This window comes from Cohnella hashimotonis, assembly GCF_030014955.1.
Lineage (GTDB): Bacteria > Bacillota > Bacilli > Paenibacillales > Paenibacillaceae > Cohnella > Cohnella hashimotonis.
Genome location: NZ_JAGRPV010000001.1, coordinates 7,139,380 through 7,158,629, shown reverse-complemented (window position 1 = coordinate 7,158,629; position 19,250 = coordinate 7,139,380). Strand labels below are relative to the sequence as shown.

The 19,250-nt window shown below is 62.5% G+C and carries 19 protein-coding genes; 11 read left to right on the top strand and 8 right to left on the bottom strand.

Translation table 11 applies throughout. The features are described from left to right. Positions 1-705 precede the first annotated feature (705 nt). Entirely contained in the window at positions 706-1,620 is a 915-nt protein-coding gene (locus KB449_RS28560; RefSeq protein WP_282911598.1) for an AEC family transporter, read from the top strand. Between the two features lie 181 nt (positions 1,621-1,801). On the opposite strand, the gene KB449_RS28555 is transcribed toward KB449_RS28560, so the two are convergent. Further along, on the bottom strand, positions 1,802-2,167 hold the full coding sequence (locus KB449_RS28555) for a winged helix-turn-helix transcriptional regulator (RefSeq protein ID WP_282911597.1): 366 nt from the start codon (positions 2,165-2,167) through the stop codon (positions 1,802-1,804). 159 nt (positions 2,168-2,326) lie between these two features. On the opposite strand from KB449_RS28555, the gene KB449_RS28550 reads away from it, so the two are divergent. Continuing rightward, complete coding sequence (locus KB449_RS28550) at positions 2,327-3,538, top strand: MFS transporter (protein WP_282911596.1); 1,212 nt, start codon at positions 2,327-2,329, stop codon at positions 3,536-3,538. Positions 3,539-3,618: 80 nt separating this feature from the next. Here KB449_RS28550 and KB449_RS28545 read toward each other — a convergent pair whose 3' ends face one another. The 3 genes from KB449_RS28545 to KB449_RS28535 form a co-directional block, all read right to left on the bottom strand. Further along, complete coding sequence (locus KB449_RS28545) at positions 3,619-4,176, bottom strand: NADPH-dependent FMN reductase (RefSeq protein ID WP_282911595.1); 558 nt, start codon at positions 4,174-4,176, stop codon at positions 3,619-3,621. A gap of 161 nt (positions 4,177-4,337) precedes the next feature. Continuing rightward, positions 4,338-4,994 (bottom strand): SDR family NAD(P)-dependent oxidoreductase, encoded by a 657-nt coding sequence (locus KB449_RS28540; protein WP_282911594.1) that lies wholly within the window; start codon positions 4,992-4,994, stop codon positions 4,338-4,340. A gap of 147 nt (positions 4,995-5,141) precedes the next feature. After that, the gene (locus KB449_RS28535) at positions 5,142-5,954 is read right to left on the bottom strand and encodes a DUF6492 family protein (RefSeq protein ID WP_282911593.1); all 813 of its coding nucleotides are present in this window, start codon (positions 5,952-5,954) and stop codon (positions 5,142-5,144) included. 168 nt (positions 5,955-6,122) lie between these two features. Here KB449_RS28535 and KB449_RS28530 point away from each other — a divergent pair, with 168 nt between their 5' ends. After that, positions 6,123-7,592 (top strand): carboxylesterase/lipase family protein, encoded by a 1,470-nt coding sequence (locus KB449_RS28530; protein ID WP_282911592.1) that lies wholly within the window; start codon positions 6,123-6,125, stop codon positions 7,590-7,592. 75 nt (positions 7,593-7,667) lie between these two features. After that, positions 7,668-8,570 carry an aldo/keto reductase gene (locus KB449_RS28525; RefSeq protein WP_282911591.1) on the top strand — a complete coding sequence of 301 codons (903 nt, stop codon included), beginning with the start codon at positions 7,668-7,670 and terminating at the stop codon, positions 8,568-8,570. 116 nt (positions 8,571-8,686) lie between these two features. Here the strand turns inward: KB449_RS28525 and KB449_RS28520 are convergent, their stop codons facing one another. Further along, complete coding sequence (locus tag KB449_RS28520; protein ID WP_282911590.1) at positions 8,687-9,700, bottom strand: zinc-dependent alcohol dehydrogenase family protein; 1,014 nt, start codon at positions 9,698-9,700, stop codon at positions 8,687-8,689. Between the two features lie 116 nt (positions 9,701-9,816). Here KB449_RS28520 and KB449_RS28515 point away from each other — a divergent pair, with 116 nt between their 5' ends. Beyond that, positions 9,817-10,194 (top strand): winged helix-turn-helix transcriptional regulator, encoded by a 378-nt coding sequence (locus KB449_RS28515; protein WP_282911589.1) that lies wholly within the window; start codon positions 9,817-9,819, stop codon positions 10,192-10,194. A gap of 109 nt (positions 10,195-10,303) precedes the next feature. Here KB449_RS28515 and KB449_RS28510 read toward each other — a convergent pair whose 3' ends face one another. Beyond that, positions 10,304-11,143, bottom strand: coding sequence for a helix-turn-helix transcriptional regulator (locus tag KB449_RS28510; RefSeq protein WP_282911588.1), 840 nt, complete (start codon positions 11,141-11,143; stop codon positions 10,304-10,306). Positions 11,144-11,270: 127 nt separating this feature from the next. Between KB449_RS28510 and KB449_RS28505 the strand changes: the two genes are divergently transcribed. The 5 genes from KB449_RS28505 (at position 11,271) to KB449_RS28485 (ending at position 16,554) form a co-directional block, all read left to right on the top strand. Then, the gene (locus KB449_RS28505; protein WP_282911587.1) at positions 11,271-12,269 is read left to right on the top strand and encodes a Gfo/Idh/MocA family protein; all 999 of its coding nucleotides are present in this window, start codon (positions 11,271-11,273) and stop codon (positions 12,267-12,269) included. 18 nt (positions 12,270-12,287) lie between these two features. Further along, positions 12,288-13,226, top strand: coding sequence for an aldo/keto reductase (locus KB449_RS28500; protein WP_282911586.1), 939 nt, complete (start codon positions 12,288-12,290; stop codon positions 13,224-13,226). Positions 13,227-13,612: 386 nt separating this feature from the next. Continuing rightward, positions 13,613-14,662, top strand: a complete 1,050-nt coding sequence (gene hflK / locus KB449_RS28495) for an FtsH protease activity modulator HflK (RefSeq protein ID WP_282911585.1) — start codon at positions 13,613-13,615, stop codon at positions 14,660-14,662. Then, complete coding sequence (gene hflC / locus KB449_RS28490) at positions 14,659-15,531, top strand: protease modulator HflC (protein WP_282911584.1); 873 nt, start codon at positions 14,659-14,661, stop codon at positions 15,529-15,531. Before hflK ends, hflC begins: the two co-directional genes overlap by 4 nt. A gap of 66 nt (positions 15,532-15,597) precedes the next feature. Then, entirely contained in the window at positions 15,598-16,554 is a 957-nt protein-coding gene (locus KB449_RS28485; protein ID WP_282911583.1) for a stalk domain-containing protein, read from the top strand. Positions 16,555-16,755: 201 nt separating this feature from the next. Here the strand turns inward: KB449_RS28485 and KB449_RS28480 are convergent, their stop codons facing one another. Beyond that, entirely contained in the window at positions 16,756-17,166 is a 411-nt protein-coding gene (locus KB449_RS28480) for a DUF4183 domain-containing protein (RefSeq protein WP_282911582.1), read from the bottom strand. A gap of 487 nt (positions 17,167-17,653) precedes the next feature. Here KB449_RS28480 and KB449_RS28475 point away from each other — a divergent pair, with 487 nt between their 5' ends. Beyond that, positions 17,654-18,313, top strand: coding sequence for a DUF4183 domain-containing protein (locus KB449_RS28475; RefSeq protein ID WP_282911581.1), 660 nt, complete (start codon positions 17,654-17,656; stop codon positions 18,311-18,313). A gap of 11 nt (positions 18,314-18,324) precedes the next feature. On the opposite strand, the gene KB449_RS28470 is transcribed toward KB449_RS28475, so the two are convergent. Continuing rightward, complete coding sequence (locus KB449_RS28470) at positions 18,325-19,104, bottom strand: exodeoxyribonuclease III (protein WP_282911580.1); 780 nt, start codon at positions 19,102-19,104, stop codon at positions 18,325-18,327. Positions 19,105-19,250 lie beyond the last annotated feature (146 nt).

Sequence of the window (19,250 nt, the reverse complement as noted above, 5' to 3'; positions counted from 1 at the left end):
CCGGCGGTAGTGCTTTTTGCGCTTATCGGCGCAGTCTGGTGTGTAAGGGCGTTTGGGATAATGCCTTTTTGCGCTTATCGGCACCTTTCAGAGCGCCTCGGTGGCGGCGTTAGTGCCATTTTGCGCTTATCGGCGTAGCCTGGTGTGTAAGGAAGTTGGCGATAATGCCCTTTTGCGCTTATCGGCACCTTTCAGAGCGCCGCGGAGGTGGCATTAGTGCCATTATGCGCTTATCTGCACGGAGATGCACGGTTTTACCGTGTAACTCGGCACTCGGAGGCGGTTTCTGCGGGAGATGCGCGGTTTTACCGTGTAACTCTGCACCAGGAGGCGGTTTTTGTGGGAGATGCGCGATTTTACCGTGTAACTCGGCACCCGGAGGCGGTTTTTGCGGGAAATGCGCGGTTTTACCGTGTAACTCGGCACCCGGAGGCGGTTTTCGCGGGAGATGCGCGGATTCACCGTGTAACTCTGCACTCGGATGGTTTTAAGGCGGAAATAACGGATGCTGTGTCCGAAACTTGGCTGGATGAGCAATGAGTGGAAAAAGCGAAACTCTGGTCCGTACAGGAACGTGCGAGCATCCATTATAGTCATTAACTATTTACTTTATAAACTATATATATTTAAACAATAACAAAACTCGGCTTATGATTAAGGGACCAAATGAAGCGCCCGGCCCGTCGGGCAAGGAGCCGAGAAGCCATGCCATATTTCCAAACATTCGCGAACGTCAGCATCCCCATCTTGATCGCTTGCTGCCTGGGCTACTTATATCAAAAGTACAAAGCCCCCGACTCGCGCCTGCTGGCCGATCTCAGCCTGTTCGTCCTCTCGCCTTGCCTCATCGTGGTGGCTCTCGCAAGCAGCGATTTGAAGACCGGCACGCTAGGCACGGTGGCGATCTATACGCTCTTGCAGACGGCGCTCTGCTGGGCTGCGGCCGCCGCGGCCGGGAGGCTGCTGCGGATGAGCGAGCCCTCGAAGCGCGCGCTGGAGCTGACGACGATCTTTTCCAACTCCAACAACTACGGCCTGCCGCTGCTGCTGCTCGCCTTCGGCACGCAAGGCTTCGCGATCGGGGTGACCAACGTCGTGACGCATGTCATCCTGGTGAATACGCTGGGCTTCTACCTGGCGGCGCGCGCATCCTTTAAGCCGAAGCAGGCGTTCCGCCAGATCACGAAAACGCCGCTCGTCTATGCGGCCGCCGTCGGCATCGCGCTGTTTCTATTCAAAGTGCGCCTGCCGGAGAGTCTTTCGTCGGGCCTTGAGCTGGTAGGCGGCGCTTACCCGGCCGTCGTGCTGCTCCTCCTCGGCATGCAGCTTCGCAAGACGGATTGGCGCCGCAGCCTGCGCCCGGAGATCTGGATCTCGCTCGGCATGCGCATCCTAATCGTGCCGCTGCTGTCGTACACCGCGATCGCGATGCTTGGCCTGCACGGCCTGAATGCCGCAGTGCTGTTCGTTCAATCCTCGATGCCGGCGGCGATTAATTCGCTCGTACTCATGGAGCGGTACGGCGGGGACAAAGAGCTCGTCGCGATGAACGTCGCTTTTTCGACCGCCGCGAGCTTCTTGTATTTGCCGCTGCTGGTCCATTTGGCCGCTTCTTTGTAGCGCGGTATGCGAACAGACTGAAGACCGGGCCTCTTCCAACGCTCGGTCTGCGCCGGCGGCATTCGGCTCCGCGGTCTCTCTTCTGTCACTCAGTCTGCGCCGGCGGCATTCAGCTCCGCGGCCTCTCTTCTGTCACTCAGTCTGCGCCGGCGGCACTCGGCTCCGCGGTCTCTTCTGCCGCTCAGCCAGCGTCTGCGGCGTTCAGTGCCGACGCCTCTGCGCCGCCGGGCTTGCGCCAGCGCATCGCCCATTTCTCCATCTCGGCGAGCGTCGCCTGGAAGTCCATGCCCTTGTCCGTCAGGCTGTACTCGACCGTTACGGGCACCGTCGGATAGACCTCCCGCCGTACGATGCCGGCTTGCTCCAGATGGCGGAGCGTATCCGTGAGCGACTGCGTGCCTACGATGGCGACGTCGCGCTGCAGGCGATTGAATCGTTTGGGGCCTTTGCAGAGCTCCGCGATGACGACAAAGGACCACTTGGCCCCCAGCACCTGAAGCGCCTCGCAGATCGGCTTATCCTCGTCCTTCTCGCGTTCGGACATCATGGTCGCCTCCTGTTTCGAAAAACGCTTTATTTTTGTTAGCAGGTCCGTTTAGCGGGATTACCTCCAAACGATTTGCGCTCTTACTTAAATATAGTAACCCGCTTATACTGTCGCTACAAGGGCCGCGCGGCTCAGCGACAATGATAAGAGGTGGTTAAAATGAATCGCACGATTGTTTATATGCTCACGCTGGGCACATTCTTGACGGGTTTTGCCGAACTGGCCGTCGTCGGCATCCTGCCGATCATCTCCCGGGATGCCGGGATCAGCATCGCCCAGGCGGGCCAGCTCGTCACCGCCTTTTCCGTCGGATTCGCCGTCGGTACGCCGCTCTTCGTCTCGCTGACGCAGCGATCCTCGCGTCGCAAGCTTCTTGCCGCCGCACTGCTCGTATTCGCTGCGGGCAGCCTGCTCTCATACTTCAACGAAGGCTACGCGGCAATGCTCGCGCTGCGCGCCCTGATCGGCGCGGCCGCAGGCGTCTATCTGACGACGGCGCTCGGCGCGCTTCCCAAGCTTGTGCCGGTCGGCCAGCTCGGACGCGCCATGAGCACCGTCATGATGGCGTTCAGCGCCGCCTCCGTGCTTGGCGCGCCGATCGGCATCGCCCTGGCTAACGGATGGTCCTGGCGGAGCATGTACCTGCTGCTCGGCGCTGGCGCGCTGCTCGTGATGACAGGGATCCTGCGCAAGCTGCCCGAGATAGAAGGCGACGTCCCCGTCGGTTTCGGCCGCCAGTTCGCCGTACTGCGCCGGCCCGCGCTTGCGGCGGGGCTGCTGATGTCTTTGCTGTTCTCGTCGGGCATCGCCTTGCTGAACACGTACTTCGTACCTTTTTTGCAGGACGTCCTCAGGTTGAACTTGTCGTACACGGGGATGACGATGCTGCTGCTCGGCTTGGCCGGTACGCTTGCCACGCGCTTCGGCGGCGGGGCGGCCGATAGACGCGGTCCTCCGGCGGTTATCGTGCGGAGTCTGGCCGCAATGGCGCTGGCCTTGGCCTTGATGCCCTTCGCGACATACGTCTTCGCCTCCGCCGCAGGCGGCCTCGCGTCGGGCCTTGCCGTCTCTGCGGCTTGGATGCTGGCCTATTCCGTGGCGATTCCGGCGATCCAGACCTACTTCGTCCGTATCGCGCCCGAATCGACGAATATCGTGCTTGGGCTCAACACGTCGCTCTTGCACCTTGGCGTCGCGATCGGCTCCTTGGCCGGCGGCCTGCTCGCCGACGTGTCGTCCACGGTCCGCTATCATCCCTGGGCGGCACTGGCGTTCGGCCTGCTCTCGCTGTCGGCGGGCTTGGCGTCCTTCGCCAAGGGCGAAAGAGCCGGTTCACCGGAGAACGGAAGCGGCCGATTCGTATCCGAGTAAAGATAAGAAGGCGGAACCGCGGCCGTGCCGCAGTCCCGCCTTCTTATCTTAAGCCCGCAACTTCTTAAGCCAACAGCGACTTAAGCCCGCAGCGTCTTGAGCGCGCCGCTCCATGCAACGACCTGGCTCAGCATGTTGTTCACGGAAGCCTCCTGCTTGGGGCCGGGCCTCAGAACGCTGAAGTTTTCGAAGTCGTGGAAGAGCGACAGCGACACCTGCGCCTGAACATCCGCCATCTTCAGCTCGCCTGCGATCTGGCGAAGATGCTCGACCGCCCGGGAGCCGCCGGCGCTGCCGTAGCCGACGAAGCCTGCGGCCTTGTCGTTCCACTCGTGGTATAGGTAATCGATCGCGTTCTTCAGCGCGCTCGACGTCGAGTGATTGTATTCGGGCGTGACGAACACGAAGCCGTCGAAGCCCTTGATCCGCTCGGACCAGGCGAGCGTGTGCGCGTGCTTGTAGTTGCCCATGACGGGAGGGATCGGCTCGTCGTACAGGGGCAGGGCGTAGTCGGCGATGTCCACGAGCTCGAACGATGCGTCGTCCCGATTCGCGGCGATCTCGTATACCCACTTGGCGACGTCCTCGGCTTTGCGCCCGGGGCGCGTGCTTCCGATGATGATGGCGATCTTGGTCATGTATGATTCCTCCAGCCGAGATATGTAGGAGCCGGCCTCCGCGTTCTGGATGCGTTGCTGCCACGGGGTTGCGGCGGACCGGACGTGCCTCGAATGTATCGTAGCTCAGAAGGGGCGTTCGGGCAAGCGTTCGCGAGACGGCTTTCGACGCATGCGGGCAATCAGTTTTCCGCGAAAACGATTTCGACTTGGTCGCGCTGCGCATGCAGCTTCCAGTACGACTCCGCGATCCGGTCGGGATCGTAGAACGTGCCCTTGGACACATAGCCGGCGATGGTGACGGTGCCTACGAAAATGCCCTGCGGCGCAAGTTCTTCTGCCAATGCGAACGCGAGCGAGCGGACGCCCGCCTTGCCGATGGACAGCGAGGCGTAGGCCGGATTCGGAGAGAGCGCGAGGCCGCCGCCCGTGATGAGGATCGTCCCGTGCTTGCGCGCGACGAACGATGGCACGACCTGCTTGACGCTCGTCAGCGCGCCGACGACGTTAACCTTGAAGTCGTCGATCAACCGCTGCTCGTCCAGGTCCGAGAGCGAGGACCTTGTGATTGCGGCCGCGTTGTAGAGCAGCGCGCTCGGTTCGCCGAAGCTCGTACGTATCCGACCAAACGCTTCCTCGACGGAAGCGGGGACGGACGCATCCGCCTCGACAGCGAACGTTTCAATGCCTTGCCCGGTCAATTCTTCCGCCAACGCTTCAAGAGAGGCCTTTCGACGCGCGATCAGCGCAACCTTGAAGCCTTCCGAACCGAACTTCCTGGCGACGGAGGCGCTAACGCCTGCCCCCGCCCCGACGACGACCAACAACGGCTTGCTCATGACATCCGCTCCTTCGTTTTTTTATATACACTATCATTCCGACTGGAATTATACAACATTAAAAATGGGATTTTGTGTATGCTTCTTCGCGTGCCGACCTGCAACAAAAAAAGCCCGCGCGCAAGCGACGGGCTGTTGCAGAAACGGTTATATGCCGGGCCTCGAATAGATCTTCCGTTTGTGAAACGAAATCGAGCGGTATTTGCCTGCGAGCTTGCGCAGGCGCGTCGGCGAGAGCGAGGAGAACGAGGCGTGCAGGCTTTTGTTCAGCGCGGACTTCATGACGATGCCGCCGGGGTTGCGGCCGTGCAGGAAGTTGCCGTACGTCTCGAACTCGGAGAAGCCGAATTGCCTGGTCTTGTCGATGCTGCCGATGATCGCCTTGTACCAGCGTTTGCCGTGGCGCGCCTCGATTTTTCCCTTTAACTGCCTGACCTTCGCCTTGTCGAACAGCATGTAGTGCGTGACGAAGGAGCGCGGCGCGGAGGCTTTGACGCCCAGCAGCTTGCGGTACGTGCGGAAGTAATCGCCCTGACTCCAGCTCCTGCAGTAGAAGACCGGCTTGCCGCCCTTCACGAACCGGTGAGGCCGGATCAGCACGGTGTCCGCGTCCGCCACGAGATAGTGGCCCGCCGCGCCCAGCTTGCTGCCCGCGAGCTTAAGCAGCTGCTGATAGAGCCAGCCCGCGCGATTCCAGCGCTTCGTGCCGTAGCGAATATCCTTTTTGCCGATCGGCAGCACCGTCCGCTCGTCGACGAACTTGCAGCCTTTTCTCCGGCAGAGCGCCCGGATTCGCTTGCTGTTCGGCGAGACGATCATAAAGCTGGCGATGGGATGCTTGACCTGCTTGCGGATGCCGTCGATCACGTGGGGCAGAGTGCCCAGATCCTTTTCGATCGCGGGGATCAGCACGTCGATGCGGGGACCCGTCTTTCCTGCGCCTGATTTGGCTGAAGCCATGTCGCTCGCCGCTCCTTTCCGCTCACGGAGGCCGTTTGCCGGCATTTTTGGTCCATGTGGTACAGCGTATGAAGCTAATTGTCATCGGCTTGGGCCGGCGACTGGAAAATCACTTTGCAAGCGTTGATAATAAGATAAGGAGAGGTTGACGGGAAAGGGTGCGCGCCTGTGGACGACTTGCGGATCAAGACAAGCTCGGGATGGCTGGAAGGGCAGGCGGAGAACGGCGCGAGATCGTGGAAGGGAATTCCGTACGCGAGGCCGCCGGCCGGAGAACGGCGATTCGCGGCGCCCGAACGGCCGGCGGCCTGGGAAGGCGTCCGGCCGGCCAAAGCGTTCGGTCCGCCGTGTCTTCAGCCTGGCGGGCCCGCGGAGAAGTACGGTCTTTCTGCGGACACGCCGCCGGCTGGCGAGGATTGTCTTTACTTGAATATATGGGCACCCGCCAAACGAACCAAAAAGCCGCTGCCCGTCATGTTCTGGATTCACGGCGGCGCGTTCGTTACCGGAACCGGCGCTGATTCGGCCTGCGACGGCGCGAGCCTCGCCCGCCAAGGCGTGATCGCCGTTACGGTCAATTACCGGCTCGGTCCCTTTGGATTTCTGCATCTCGCGCCGCTTGGAGAAGGCTTCGTCTCTAATGCCGGGCTGCTTGACCAGATCGCCGCGCTGTCCTGGATCCGCTCCGAGATTGCCGCGTTCGGCGGGGACCCGGCACAGGTAACCGTATTCGGCGAGTCTGCGGGCGCGATGAGCATCGCCGCGATGCTTGCGATGCCGGACGCGAAGGGATTGTTCGCGCGGGCGATCCTGCAGAGCGGCGCGGCGCAGACGCTGCCGGCGGAGCAGGCCGATCAGGTGACGGCGGGCATCCTGCTTCTGCTCGGCGTCGAACGGTCCGACGCGCATCTGCTGAAGGAGCTTCCCGCGTCGGCCATTATGCAGGCTGCCGAGGAGATGGGACGGATGCTGGGCGGCGGTCCGGCGATGCTCTTCCAGCCGGTCGTCGAGGCGGCCACGCTGCCGGTCGAGCCGCTCGAGGCGATCCGATCGGGCGCGGCGGGCGGCGTGGCGCTGCTCGTCGGCACGAACAGGGACGAAGGCGAATACTTCATCCGCCCCGGGTCTGCGCCCGTGCCCCTGGAGGGCGCGATTCGCGGCGTCGAGCTCATGACGGACATTGCCGACGCCGCATCGCTGGTGCGTTCGTATCCGCATACGGCACAAGGGCAGGCGGATATTATGACGGATCTGTTTTTCTGGCGCGCTGCGCTGCGGCTCGCGCACGAACAGACGGCGCATGCGCCTGTATGGATGTACCGGTTCGATTGGACTTCGGCTGTTCATCCCTCGCTGGCGCGGGCTGTGCATATGCGGGAGATTGTTTTTGTCTTCGGCAATCTGCAGGTGCTGGAGCGGCAGTTGGGCGCGACGCTGGGTACGGACGCGCGCCGGCTGACCGAGGAGATGCAGGCTGCATGGCTTGCATTTGCGAAGACGGGATCGCCGGAAACGGCGGAGTTGGCATGGCCTCCATATGGGGAGCCGGAGCGGATGACAATGATCTTCGGCGCGGCCGAGGTGCCGGAGGCCGTATCGGATCCGGCTGCGGGCAAGCGCGCGATGCTTGGTTTGTAGCGAGGATGAGCTTAGGCGGAGATCGTCTTTAGTCTAGCCGGAATTGAACTTAATTAAAGGGAGGAGATCGGAATAATGAAGAAGAATCGGTTGGGCGGTTCAGAACTGTACGTGAGCGAGATCGGTCTCGGCTGCATGTCGCTGGGCACGGAGGAGACGAAGGCGGCGGCTTTGCTCGGCGAGGCGCTCGATCGGGGCGTCACGCTGCTGGATACGGCGGACCTTTATGACGGCGGACGCAACGAGGAGCTGGTGGGCAAGGCGATCCGGGGCCGGCGGGAGCAGGTCGTGCTGGCGACCAAGGTCGGCAACCGGCGGATTCCCGGGCAGGACGGCTGGACATGGGACGCCACCAAGGCATACATTCTGTCGGCGGTCCGGGACAGCCTAAAGCGGCTCGGCACCGATTATATAGACCTGTACCAGCTGCACGGCGGCACGCTGGACGATCCGATCGACGAGACGATCGAGGCGTTCGAGCAGTTGAAGCGCGAAGGCGTCATCCGGGCGTACGGCATCTCCTCGATCCGGCCCAACGTCATACGCGAGTACGTCGCGCGCTCGGGGATCGCGAGCGTCATGAACCAATACAGCATCGTCGACCGCCGCGCCGAAGAGACGGTGCTGCCGCTCCTGGCGGAAAAGGGGATCAGCGTCATCGCGCGAGGACCCGTAGCGAGCGGGGCGCTGGCGGACGGACGCGAGCCGGCGAAGGGCGTGCTCGACTACGAGCTGGACGAGCTGGTCGCGCTGCGCGGCGAGCTGCAGCAGTTGACGTCCCCGGCTCGCAGCCTCTCGCAGCTCGCGATCCGTTACTCGCTCGGGCATCCGACGGTCGCCGCGGCGATCCCGGGAGCCAGCAGCCGCGAGCAGCTGCTGCAGAATCTCGCGGCCGCCGAGGTGCCGCCGCTCTCCGAAGCGGAGCTTGAGGCGATCCGCGGCGCGAGCAAGGCGAGCGTCTATGCGCAACATCGCTGATCCCGGCGTGAAGCTGCGGACTGCCGCTTGCGGTATAGCCGTGCCGCTCGGCCGATTTGCGGCGGCAAGTCGCCGCCGCGCTCCAAAGAAACGCCTCCGATGCGGATAGCATTGTTTTAAAGCGTAATGCAGATCTTCCCGAAGTTCGATCCCGTTTTCAAGCGCCGAAGCGCGTCGACCGCCTCGGCGAACGGGAATACGCTATCGATGGCCGGACGCAGCCCGTTGAGGCCGATCGCGCGGTTCATCGATTCGAACATCGCGCGGCTGCCGACGTTTATCGCTTGCAGCCTCGCCTTTTTTAGAATGGCGGGGACGATCGCGAAATCTTCGACGGCCGCGCCGGACAGCAAGCCGACGATGCTGATCCTGCCTCCGACCCTCAGCGCCGCTATCGACCGGTTCAGCGTTGCCGCGCCGCCCACGTCGACGATGTGGTCCGCGCCGCGCCCTTGCGTATAGGCCAGCACCGCGTTTTCCCAATCCGCTTTTTCCGTATAATGAATGCCGTGATCGGCGCCCATCGCCAGCGCGCGTTCAAGCTTTTCGCTACTGCCGGAGGTGACGATGACCCGCGCGCCATGAAGCTTGGCGAATTGCAGCGCGAACATGGAGACGCCTCCCGTTCCCTGCACGACGACCGTGTCGCCGGCGCGTACCTGTCCTTCCTCGACGATCGCATGCCAGGCGGTGACGGCCGCGCACGGCAGTGTCGCGGCCTCCGCGTCGCTCAGATGATCGGGGACGCGGACGAGCCCTTCCTCCGGCAGCACCGCATACTCGGCCAGAAGGCCGTCCAGCGGACTGCCGAGCGTCGACGTCCAGTTCGCCGGAGTTGGCTCGCCGTCGATCCAGCTCTGCGTGAAGATGCCGCAGACGCGGTCGCCGAGCTTGAACCGGGCCGCCCCTTCGCCTAAGGCGACGATCTCGCCGACGCCGTCGGATACGGGAATCAGGCCTTCTGTGCGTTCGGGATTGTAGAAGCCTTCGATGACGCCGATATCGCGGGAATTCAAGGACAAGGCCTTGAGCCGGACGAGCGCCTGACCCGGACCCGGCTCGGGAATCGGACGGTCGACCTGAACGACATGATCGAGGCCGAAGCCGCCTTTGACGACATATGCTTTCATGAATGCCACTCTCCTTGAGATGGGAATAGACATACCATAATTGATTTACTAAAATTAAGTAAGAAGGCACTTTGACGTGGCATGCGAACCTCAAGGTGCGTAAAGGAGGCAGCGGCGTGAGAGAACCCGATATCTCGATCGCGGAATGCAGCTACAGGCGGGTGCTGGAGATCGTCTCGAACAAATGGACGGCGCTCGTCATCTACGCCCTGGAAGACGGAACGCTCCGGTATGGTTTGATCAAGAGCCGGATCGCGGACATTTCGCAGAAAATGTTGACTCAGACGCTGAAGCAGCTGGAGCGCGACGGCCTTGTCGTTCGAAAAGTAACGCCTGTCGTCCCGCCCGTCGTGGATTACGCGCTGACGCCGCTCGGTAGGACGCTTCTTCCCTTTTTGCGGATGCTGAAGGACTGGTCTTCGGCACACTATGCGTCTGTAAGCGAGGCGCGGGAAGCGTACGATGCCGTGCACCAAGACGCCTCGCACGGCTGACGGAACAGGCTGCGTCTGCGTAATAAAGGCCGGAATGCCTCGTCGGGGCTTCCGGCCTTTGTGCGTTGCAGCATGGGCATGCATCGGGGCTTCGATCCTTGCGGTCCTCCTAAGCCTTCCCGAACAGCCGCCGGTACTCCGTCGGCGTGACGCCCTCATGCTCGCTGAAACGCTTGTTAAAGTAGCTCGCGCTCGGATACCCGGCGTCCTCCGCGATGCGCCCGACGGGCAGCGTCGGATGCTCGAGCAGCCACTGCTTGGCCGCCTGCAGCCGGCAGCGGGTGACGAAGTCCATGGGGGAGAAGCCCATCGCCTGCCGGAACAGCTTGCAAAAATAATGACGGCTCACGCCCGCGCGCGCCGCCCAATCTTCGAGAATGAAAGGCGCGCAAGCCTCCCGCTGCATGTCGGGCAGCAGATCCAGAATGCGGCGATCGGATCCCGCCGATTTGACGTCGGAGACGGGGACGGCCTGCTGAACGAACTCCGAGAAGAGGGCGTAGGTCAGCATGGACAGGCGCACCGGACGCAGCAGCTGATGCGCCTCCGCTTCCCCAAGGAGCGCCAAGTGCGCGGCTTCCCAGGCTTCGCGCTGCCGGAGGGACCAGACCGCGGACTGATGAAAGCCGAGTCGCACCAGATAATCGCGCAGCTCCTCCCCGTAAAAGTGAACCCACCGCACGTCCCATGGCTCGTCCTCGCTGCTGTAGTAGCGCTGTCGCTGCAGCGGAAAATACAGCACGGCATCGCCGGCCCGCAGTTCGTGCACGCCCGTCTCGGTCTCCGCGTAGCCTTTGCCTGCCGCGACATAATGGATGTTGAAATTGTTGAGCACGCCGGCTTCCCGCAGCACGGAATGGTCGGGAAAATCGCGGTAGGCGCCCACCGATTCAGGCATGACGAGATACGGGCTTCCGGCTAGCGTCAGCAGATGCGCTTGTCTTCTCACAGTACGTCCCCCTCTATAACAATATTGTTTTAATGGTGGTCAATAAGCTGTCATTTTCATTTTGTTTGCTTGTTATTATAATGACAATATCTTATCAATCAAGCATGAGCAAGGAGGCTGCGGTTAAATGGGACGCAGGTTGAGATGGGGCATTCTCGGGTGCGCGGGCATCGCGGTTCGCGCGGTGATTCCCGGTCTGCAGCAGTCGGAGCGGAACGTCGTGGCGGCCATCGCGAGCCGGGATGCGGACAAGGCGAAGGAGACGGCGGAGCGCCTCGGGATCGAGCGCGCTTACGGCAGCTACGAGGCGCTGCTCGCGGACGATACGATCGACGCGGTCTACGTGCCTCTGCCGAATCATATGCATCTGCCTTGGACGATTCGGGCCGCCGAAGCGGGCAAGCATGTGCTGTGCGAAAAGCCGATCGCGCTTGATGCGGCGGAGGCAGCGCGCATGGTCGAATTTTGCCGGGAAAAGGGCGTACATCTGGCGGAGGCGTTCATGTACCGCCATCACCCGCGCTACCGGCTGATCCGGCAAATGGTCGAATCCGGCGAGATCGGCGAAGTAAGGGGGATTCACGGCACCTTTACCTTCAACAACGCGGCGAACCAAACGAACATCCGCTACCGGCGCGACTGGGGCGGCGGGTCGGTGTACGATGTCGGCTGCTATCCGATCAGCGCGGCACGGCTCATTCTCGGGCAGGAGCCGGAGGCGGCTACGGCGCACGCTTTCTTTTCGCCCGAGCACGACGGCGTCGATATGATGGCATCCGGGCTGGTCGAGTTCGCGGGCGGCGTGGCGCTGACCTTCGACTGCGGCATGTGGGCGTCCTCTCGCAATACGCTCGAGGTGCTGGGCACCAAGGCGAGCATTGAGGTGCCGTCGGCGTTCGTCTCGGGACCGGACGGCGGTTACAACTTCTTCGTCGTTTCGAAAGACAGCAGACGGGAGGTCGAGGTGCCGCGCGGCAACCAATATGCGCTGCAAGGCGACGAATTTGCCAGGACGGTACTGGACGGCGAGGCGCCGGCGTTCGGACCGGAGGACGCGGTGCGCAACATGAAGGTCATCGACGCGGTGCTGCGGTCGGCATCCGAACGCGCGCGCATCGTCATTTAATCGAAGGAGGCTGCACGTATGGAATACATCGATATTCCGGGATCGCGCTTGCCCGTATCCCGCCTGATCAAGGGGACCGACTACTTTTACCATCACTCATACGAGCTGGCGGCGACCAATATGGACGCCTATCTGGCGCTCGGCGGCAACGCCGTCGACAGCGCGCATATCTACTGCGGCGGGCAGAGCGAAGAAGTGCTCGGCCGGTATATGGAGGAGCGCGGCAACCGGGACAAGATCGTAATCCTGACCAAGGGCGCGCACCATGACAAGGACGGTCCGCGCGTGAACAAGCAGGCGATCGCCGACGATCTTCAGGTAAGCCTCGAGCGGCTGCGGACGGATCACATCGAGCTGTACGCGCTGCATCGCGACGATCCCGATGTACATGTCGGCGTCATCGTCGAAGCGCTGAACGCGCATATCGAATCCGGCGCGATCGGGGCGATCGGCGGATCCAACTGGACGTGGCAGCGGCTGCAGGAGGCCAATGAGTATGCAGCGGCGCACGGTCTCGTCGGCTTCACGTTCAGCAGCCCGAACCTGAGTCTCGCGAAGGCCAAGGAGCCGTATTGGAAGGACGCGGTCTCCGCTGATCAAGCGACCATCGACTGGCACGAGAAGCACCAGCTTCCGCTGCTTTCGTGGTCCTCGCAGGCGCGCGGCTTTTTCACCGGGCGCTTCTCCCCGGATGACCGGAGCGACGCCGACCTGGTGCGCGTGTTCTACAACGACGACAACTGGGAGCGTCTCGCGCGCGCCGAGCGGCTAGCCGCGGACAAAGGCGTGACCGCGATTCAGATCGCCCTCGCTTACGTGCTGAACCAGCCGTTTCCTGCCTGCGCGCTCATCGGCGCCCGCAACGCCGAGGAACTCCGCTCCTGCGATGAAGCGATGCGACTCGTATTGACGAGGGAAGAGATGGAGTGGCTCGATCTGAAGCGGGCGACAGTCTGACGGCTGGCGATGTAAGCGAAGCAGAACCGGGCGACTGACCGAGTACCTGACCGAGTATCTGACCGGGCATCCGAGCGGATGCTCGGGTTTTCTCGTTGGGGCATAAAAATGCGCCACATCGTTATTCCGCCAACTAGTCCTCTTCCTCGCCGCATAAGAATGCGCCACATCGCTATTCCGCCAACTAGTCCCCTCCCTCGCCGCATAAGAATGTGTCACATCGCTATTCCGCCAAAAGCCCGGCTTCTCGTCGCATAAGCCTGCGCCGCATCGCTTTTCCCACTTCCCGCGGTCCCCGTCTTTTGACCATCCTCCCGCAATTCAAAGCAACCGCTTACCCCCTTTCGCCGTATGTACTCCTACATACACATGGGAGGGGATTGCGCATGGAAGTCTTTCAAGGCGGCAAAACGCAGAAGGTGTACCAGATGCCGCAGCTGCCCAAGCGAACGTGGCGGCTCATCGTGCTCGGCATCGCAGCGGTCATTGTAATCTGGATCGGCTCGACGACGTTTTACACGGTACAGGAGCAGGAGCAGGCGGCGATCCTGACGTTTGGCAAGTATACGGCGACGCAGGAGAAGTCGGGCCTGCACTTCAAGCTGCCGTCGCCGATCCAGCGGGTGGTCAAGGTGCCGGCCAACCTGACGCAGAAGCTGCACATCGGCTACCGCGAGGACAGCGGCGGCAAGGTGACGGCGGTCGAATCCGAAGCGCTCATGATCACTGGCGACGAGAACATCGTCTCCGCCGATGCGGTCATCGAGTGGAAGGTGGCCAATATCCGCGACTATCTGTACAACATCGACGATCCCGAACAGTTCCTCCGCAACTCCGCCAGCGCGGCGATCCGTTCGGTCATGGGCGCCACGAAGCTCGACTACGCGATTACCGAGGGCAAGACGGTCATCCAGACCGACGTCAAGAAGAAGCTCGAGGAGATCCAGGAAAAGTACGGCACGGGCATTCAGATCATCGACCTAAAGTTCCAGGACATCGAGCCGCCCGAAGGCCAGGTGCAGACGGCGTTCAAGGAAGTCACCAATGCGCGCGAGGAAAAGAACACGAAGATCAACCAGGCGCAGAAGTACGTGAACGATCGGCTGCCCAAGGCGCGGGGCGAAGCGCAGGCGCTCATCGAGCAGGCGGAGGCGCAGAAGAAGTCGCGGATTCTGAACGCGCAAGGCGACGTCGCGCAATTTAATGCCGTTTACAATGAATATGCTAAAAATCCGGAAGTCACCGCCGACCGCCTCGTGCTAGAGACGCTTGAGCAGATTCTGCCGAACGCCAAGGTCATCGTGACCGACGGCAGCGGGGATACGGTGAACTACCTGCCGCTTGACAGCTTCCTCAAAAACAGCGGCGCCAAGTCGACGACTTCAGGCGGCACCACGACGCAGCCTAATGCCGCCCAAGGAGGTGCCGGACAATGAACACCCGCAAATGGATCCTGACCGGCGTCGGCGCGCTGCTGCTTATCATTCTCCTCTCCGGCTCCATGTTCGTCGTCGGCGAGGGACAGTACAAGGTCGTGCTCAAGTTCGGAGAGGCCACGCGCATTCACCAGTCTCCCGGCATTCATTTTAAAATTCCGTTCATCGAATCCGTTCGCACGCTCCCCAAATACCAGCGTATCTACGACAGCCAGCCGACGACGATTCTCACCAAGGACAAGAAGCCGATTATCGTCGACAATTACTCGGTATGGCGCATCGACGATCCGCACCGCTTCCTGCGCTCGCTGCAGACCGTGTCGGCGGCCGAGGGACGCATCGGCGACGCCGTCTACAACGCGGTTAGGCGCAAGCTGTCCGAGATCGAATACGGCAGCATCATCAGCGAGACGACGGCGCGGGGCGACATCAACGACGAGATCACCCAGATCGTCCGCGACGTCGCGGAGAACCAGAGCTACGGCATCGACATCATCGACGTGCGCATCAAGAAGACGGACCTGCCAGACGAGAACAAGCAGAGCGTCTACAACCGCATGATCTCGGATCGCCAGTCGATCGCGGCCGGCTACCTGTCCGAGGGCGACGAGCAGTCGCGCAAGGTGACGTCCAACGCGGACCGTCAGGCGCAGGAGCTGATCGCGCAGGCCGAGGCGGACGCCAAGAAGATCGTGGCCGAGGGCGAGAAGGAAGCGGCGCGCATCTACAACGAGGCGTACGGCAAGGATCCGAAGTTTTACAAGCTGTACCGCACGCTGCAGAGCTACACGACGACGTTCAAGGGCGAGCCGGTCATCATGCTGCCTGCGGATTCGCCGTATACGCGGATCCTGCTCGGCGAGCGGTAAAGGCGCGATTCGGGTAGAGCCTTCTGGCATACGGGTAAATAAACACCACAGAGGGAGGCGATGCGGATGAGGCGATACGGTACGATGAGCAAGGCGGTACTAACGCTGCTGCTGGCGATCGGGCTGGCTGCGCCGGCGCCCGGCGGCGCGGGTTCCGTAGCAGCGGCAGGGACCGCCGCTGCGAATGCGATCGTCGACGGCAAGCCCGTCGTCTTCGCGGAGGCGGCGCCGGTCATCCAGGCGGGGCGCATGCTCGTGCCCGCCCGCGCGCTGCTCGAAGCGATGGGCGCGCGCATGGCCTGGGACCCGGACGCCCGGGTCGTGACCGCGACGATGCAGGCGGCGCCGGGCGCCGGGACCGTGCTGAAGTTGAAGATCGGCTCGCCGTACGTGCAGCGGACGGTGACCGACGCCTCTGGCAAGGCGTCCGCCAACGTCGTGAAGCTGGACGTCGCCGCGCAGCTGCTGTCGGACAGTACGATGATCCCGCTGCGGGCGAGCGCGGAGCTGACCGGGCATGCGCTCGAATGGCGGCAGGCGACCATGACAGCCGTCATCTCGCAGCCGGAAGCGGGCGCAGCGCCGGAGATGACGTTTAAGCAGTACGGGCTTTCCGGCGAGCTGTTCAAGCTGTCGAACGAGGAGATCGAGACGTTTTTCCGGACCAACGACGTTCGCGCGCGGCACGGCAAGACCAAGCCGTTCGCGCTCAGCGTGCCGTTGTCCCTGGTCGCGCGCCTGAAGTCCGCCGATATGGGCGAACAAGGATACTTCAGCCACGACTCCCCGACCTACGGCGACCCGTTCGAGATGATGCGAGAGCAGGGGATCAAGTACCGGTCGGCGGCGGAGAACATCGCGGCAGGGCAGGAGACGCCGGCGTCGGTCGTGGCCGCCTGGGAGAACAGCCCGGGCCATCTGAAGAATATGCTCGGCGACTACGAACAGATCGGCATCGGCTATGCGTACTACACGGATTCCGATTATCGCAGCTATTGGACGCAGCAATTTATAAGTTCGTGACGACGAAGAAGAAGGTACAGCTCCTCCGATCGGCTGAGGGGGCCGTACCTTTTTTTGTGCGCGTATTCGCGTATTCGTGGATCGTCTTGATCGAAGTGCGGATGTGCGGGATTATTGCCATAGGACGCACCTGTCGCTTGAAGTTGCAGGGAATAAGAAAGCCGGCCTCCGAGGAGCGCCGGCTTTCTTGCTGTCGCTGGATCAGGTGATGACGGTGATCGTCGGCGCCGAGATGGTCGGCGGCGTCGTCATCGTTGAGGCGCTGCCGAACGTGCTGACCTCGAGCAAGACGGGCGTGCCTTCAGCTAGGTCGTCGGTAGCGAGCACCAGGCTGGCGGTCGTCAGCGTGGACAAGCCGCCCTGCTGCAGAACGCCGTTGACGTAGACGTTATAGTAGCCGTCTGCCGGCGGGACGGGCAGCGCTGCCACCGGAGCGTCGGCGTCGTCGAGGAAGCTGGCTGCGGGAATCGTCGTCACGCCGCCTGCGATCATCGCGGCCGTGACCGCGGCATAGTAGCGCGCCACGGTCGGGGTGACCGTCGTCGCGATGACGCCGCCGGTAGCCACGGGCGCGCTGGCGATGGCGATGATGACGGGTTTGATGACGGGCATTGCATTCACCTCCCCGGGCCGAGCGGTATGACTTGCGCGTCTCGGCTCTACTCACAGTACATGCTGTAGCAGGCCGGCGGGATACGGCAGATCGACCGCGTCATCCGGCTTATCTTGCGGCGGAGGCTGCAATGGCGCCTCTCCCCGCTAACGGCCCAACGCGGGCGCGGCGGGCGCTGCATACAATAGGCTGACGGCAGACGCGGATAAGCCAGTTTGGCTATCTGGGCGAGCCATGCAGCGGAGCGCATCGGAAAGGGGATAGACGATCATGGGGACGGCGAGCCTTCGATGCAAGCGGGCCAAGAAAAAGAGAGAACGCGCGGTTCGGCGGCGTTCCCGCTCCTGCTGCGCGTGCGAAAAACGGGAAAGCGCTCGAAGGCGCTGCCCGGCAGCGCGGCGGCCGAGGCGATCGCGCGACCGCGGCGTGCGGTCAGGGGCGACGGGGAACGGGGGCGGAACGCCGGGAGCCCGGGGAGAGCAAGGCGTGCAGGGTGAACACGGCGAGCGGGGTGTGCAAGGCGAGCGGGGTATGCAGGGTGTGCAGGGCGAGCGGGGCGAAGCGGGGCTGCAGGGCATTCAGGGCTTGCGCGGCGACCCCGGACAGCGCGGCGAGCAGGGCCTACCCGGACCGTCAGGTCCGGCAGGGGAGATCGGTCCGGCAGGGCCCGCTGGCCCGGCAGGCCCACAGGGAGAGCCCGGCCCTGCCGGCGCCCCGGGTGCGACGGGCCCGGCGGGGCCCGCCGGGCTGAGCGGGGAGCCCGGTCCCGCGGGACCGCCTGGCGCCACCGGTCCCGCAGGTCCACCCGGCGCCACCGGTCCCGCAGGTCCGCCGGGACCGCTGCCTACAGGCATCGCCGTTCGCCCGGTCAACCTGCTGTATCTCGCCTTTTTAGAAGAAAGCACGAGCGATCCGGTCACGCTCGGCGCCGGCCAGTTCACGTTAGACGGCGTGCCGGCGGCGCAATTCGAAGGACTGGGACCGAGCTCCTATTCGATGCTGTATATGAACGGTATGCCGCAGGAGCAGGATCTTTACGCGCTGACATCCTCGGCCGTGACGATCGACCCCGAAGGCTCGACGATTCTGGCCGGGACGCCGATCATGGTGCAGATCGTCAGCTTTTCCGTAGAGATCACCGCGTAGCGAGGCAGCCGTTACCGTCCGATGCCTTCCCAGACCGAATCGTCCAGCTCGAGCAGCACGGGACAGTGATCGCTGCCCATGACGGCGCAGTCGATCGACGCTTCCCGCACGAAAGGAGCGAGCCGCGCGGATACGAGGAAGTAGTCGATGCGCCATCCCACGTTACGTGCGCGAACGCCGGGCATGTAGGACCACCAGGAGTAAGTGTCGGTCCGGTCTGGGTACAGGTGGCGGAACGTATCAATGAAGCCCGCGTCCAGCAGCTCGCTCATTTTCGCGCGCTCCTCGTCAGTGAAGCCCGCGTTGCCGCGGTTCGGCTTCGGATTTTTCAGATCGATCTCCTCGTGCGCGACATTCAGGTCGCCGCAGACGATGACGGGCTTCACCGCATCGAGCTCCGTCAGATAACGGCGGAAGCGGTCCTCCCATGCCATGCGCATCTCCAGCCGCGACAAGTCTCTGCGGGCGTTCGGCGTATACACGTTGACCAGGTAGAAGCCTTCGAACTCCAGCGTCAGAATTCGGCCCTCTTCTTCCGCATCCTCCTCGATTCCGTAACGTACCGACAGCGGCTTCCGTTTCGTAAATACGGCGGTACCGGAGTAACCTTTTTGCCTCGCGTAGTTCCAATATTGCCCGTATCGCTCCCCGTGGTCCAGCTTCAGCTGTCCCTCTTGAAGCTTCGTCTCCTGCACGCAAAACAAGTCTGCGTCCAGCGCATCGAAATATTCGCCGAACCCTTTGTTCACCGCGGCCCGCAGTCCGTTTACGTTCCATGACGCCAGTTTCATCGCTTCTTCTCCTTCATCGATCATGCTCTTTCTACAATTCTACCTGCTGCCGCCGATCCGTGTCGAATGGAAGAATCATGCGTGTGATATTTGTCACATACAGCATCCGCGCGCAGGGTGTATATAAAGAAAAGTTACCTAATTTT

What these genes read in the sequence shown, in the direction of transcription:
- KB449_RS28560 (WP_282911598.1), top strand. Translation starts at nt 706, where the DNA reads ATGCCATATTTCCAAACATTCGCGAACGTCAGCATCCCCATCTTGATC.
- KB449_RS28555 (WP_282911597.1), bottom strand. Translation starts at nt 2,167, where the DNA reads ATGATGTCCGAACGCGAGAAGGACGAGGATAAGCCGATCTGCGAGGCG.
- KB449_RS28550 (WP_282911596.1), top strand. Translation starts at nt 2,327, where the DNA reads ATGAATCGCACGATTGTTTATATGCTCACGCTGGGCACATTCTTGACG.
- KB449_RS28545 (WP_282911595.1), bottom strand. Translation starts at nt 4,176, where the DNA reads ATGACCAAGATCGCCATCATCATCGGAAGCACGCGCCCCGGGCGCAAA.
- KB449_RS28540 (WP_282911594.1), bottom strand. Translation starts at nt 4,994, where the DNA reads ATGAGCAAGCCGTTGTTGGTCGTCGTCGGGGCGGGGGCAGGCGTTAGC.
- KB449_RS28535 (WP_282911593.1), bottom strand. Translation starts at nt 5,954, where the DNA reads ATGGCTTCAGCCAAATCAGGCGCAGGAAAGACGGGTCCCCGCATCGAC.
- KB449_RS28525 (WP_282911591.1), top strand. Translation starts at nt 7,668, where the DNA reads ATGAAGAAGAATCGGTTGGGCGGTTCAGAACTGTACGTGAGCGAGATC.
- KB449_RS28520 (WP_282911590.1), bottom strand. Translation starts at nt 9,700, where the DNA reads ATGAAAGCATATGTCGTCAAAGGCGGCTTCGGCCTCGATCATGTCGTT.
- KB449_RS28505 (WP_282911587.1), top strand. Translation starts at nt 11,271, where the DNA reads ATGGGACGCAGGTTGAGATGGGGCATTCTCGGGTGCGCGGGCATCGCG.
- KB449_RS28500 (WP_282911586.1), top strand. Translation starts at nt 12,288, where the DNA reads ATGGAATACATCGATATTCCGGGATCGCGCTTGCCCGTATCCCGCCTG.
- hflK (WP_282911585.1), top strand. Translation starts at nt 13,613, where the DNA reads ATGGAAGTCTTTCAAGGCGGCAAAACGCAGAAGGTGTACCAGATGCCG.
- hflC (WP_282911584.1), top strand. Translation starts at nt 14,659, where the DNA reads ATGAACACCCGCAAATGGATCCTGACCGGCGTCGGCGCGCTGCTGCTT.
- KB449_RS28485 (WP_282911583.1), top strand. Translation starts at nt 15,598, where the DNA reads ATGAGGCGATACGGTACGATGAGCAAGGCGGTACTAACGCTGCTGCTG.
- KB449_RS28480 (WP_282911582.1), bottom strand. Translation starts at nt 17,166, where the DNA reads ATGCCCGTCATCAAACCCGTCATCATCGCCATCGCCAGCGCGCCCGTG.
- KB449_RS28470 (WP_282911580.1), bottom strand. Translation starts at nt 19,104, where the DNA reads ATGAAACTGGCGTCATGGAACGTAAACGGACTGCGGGCCGCGGTGAAC.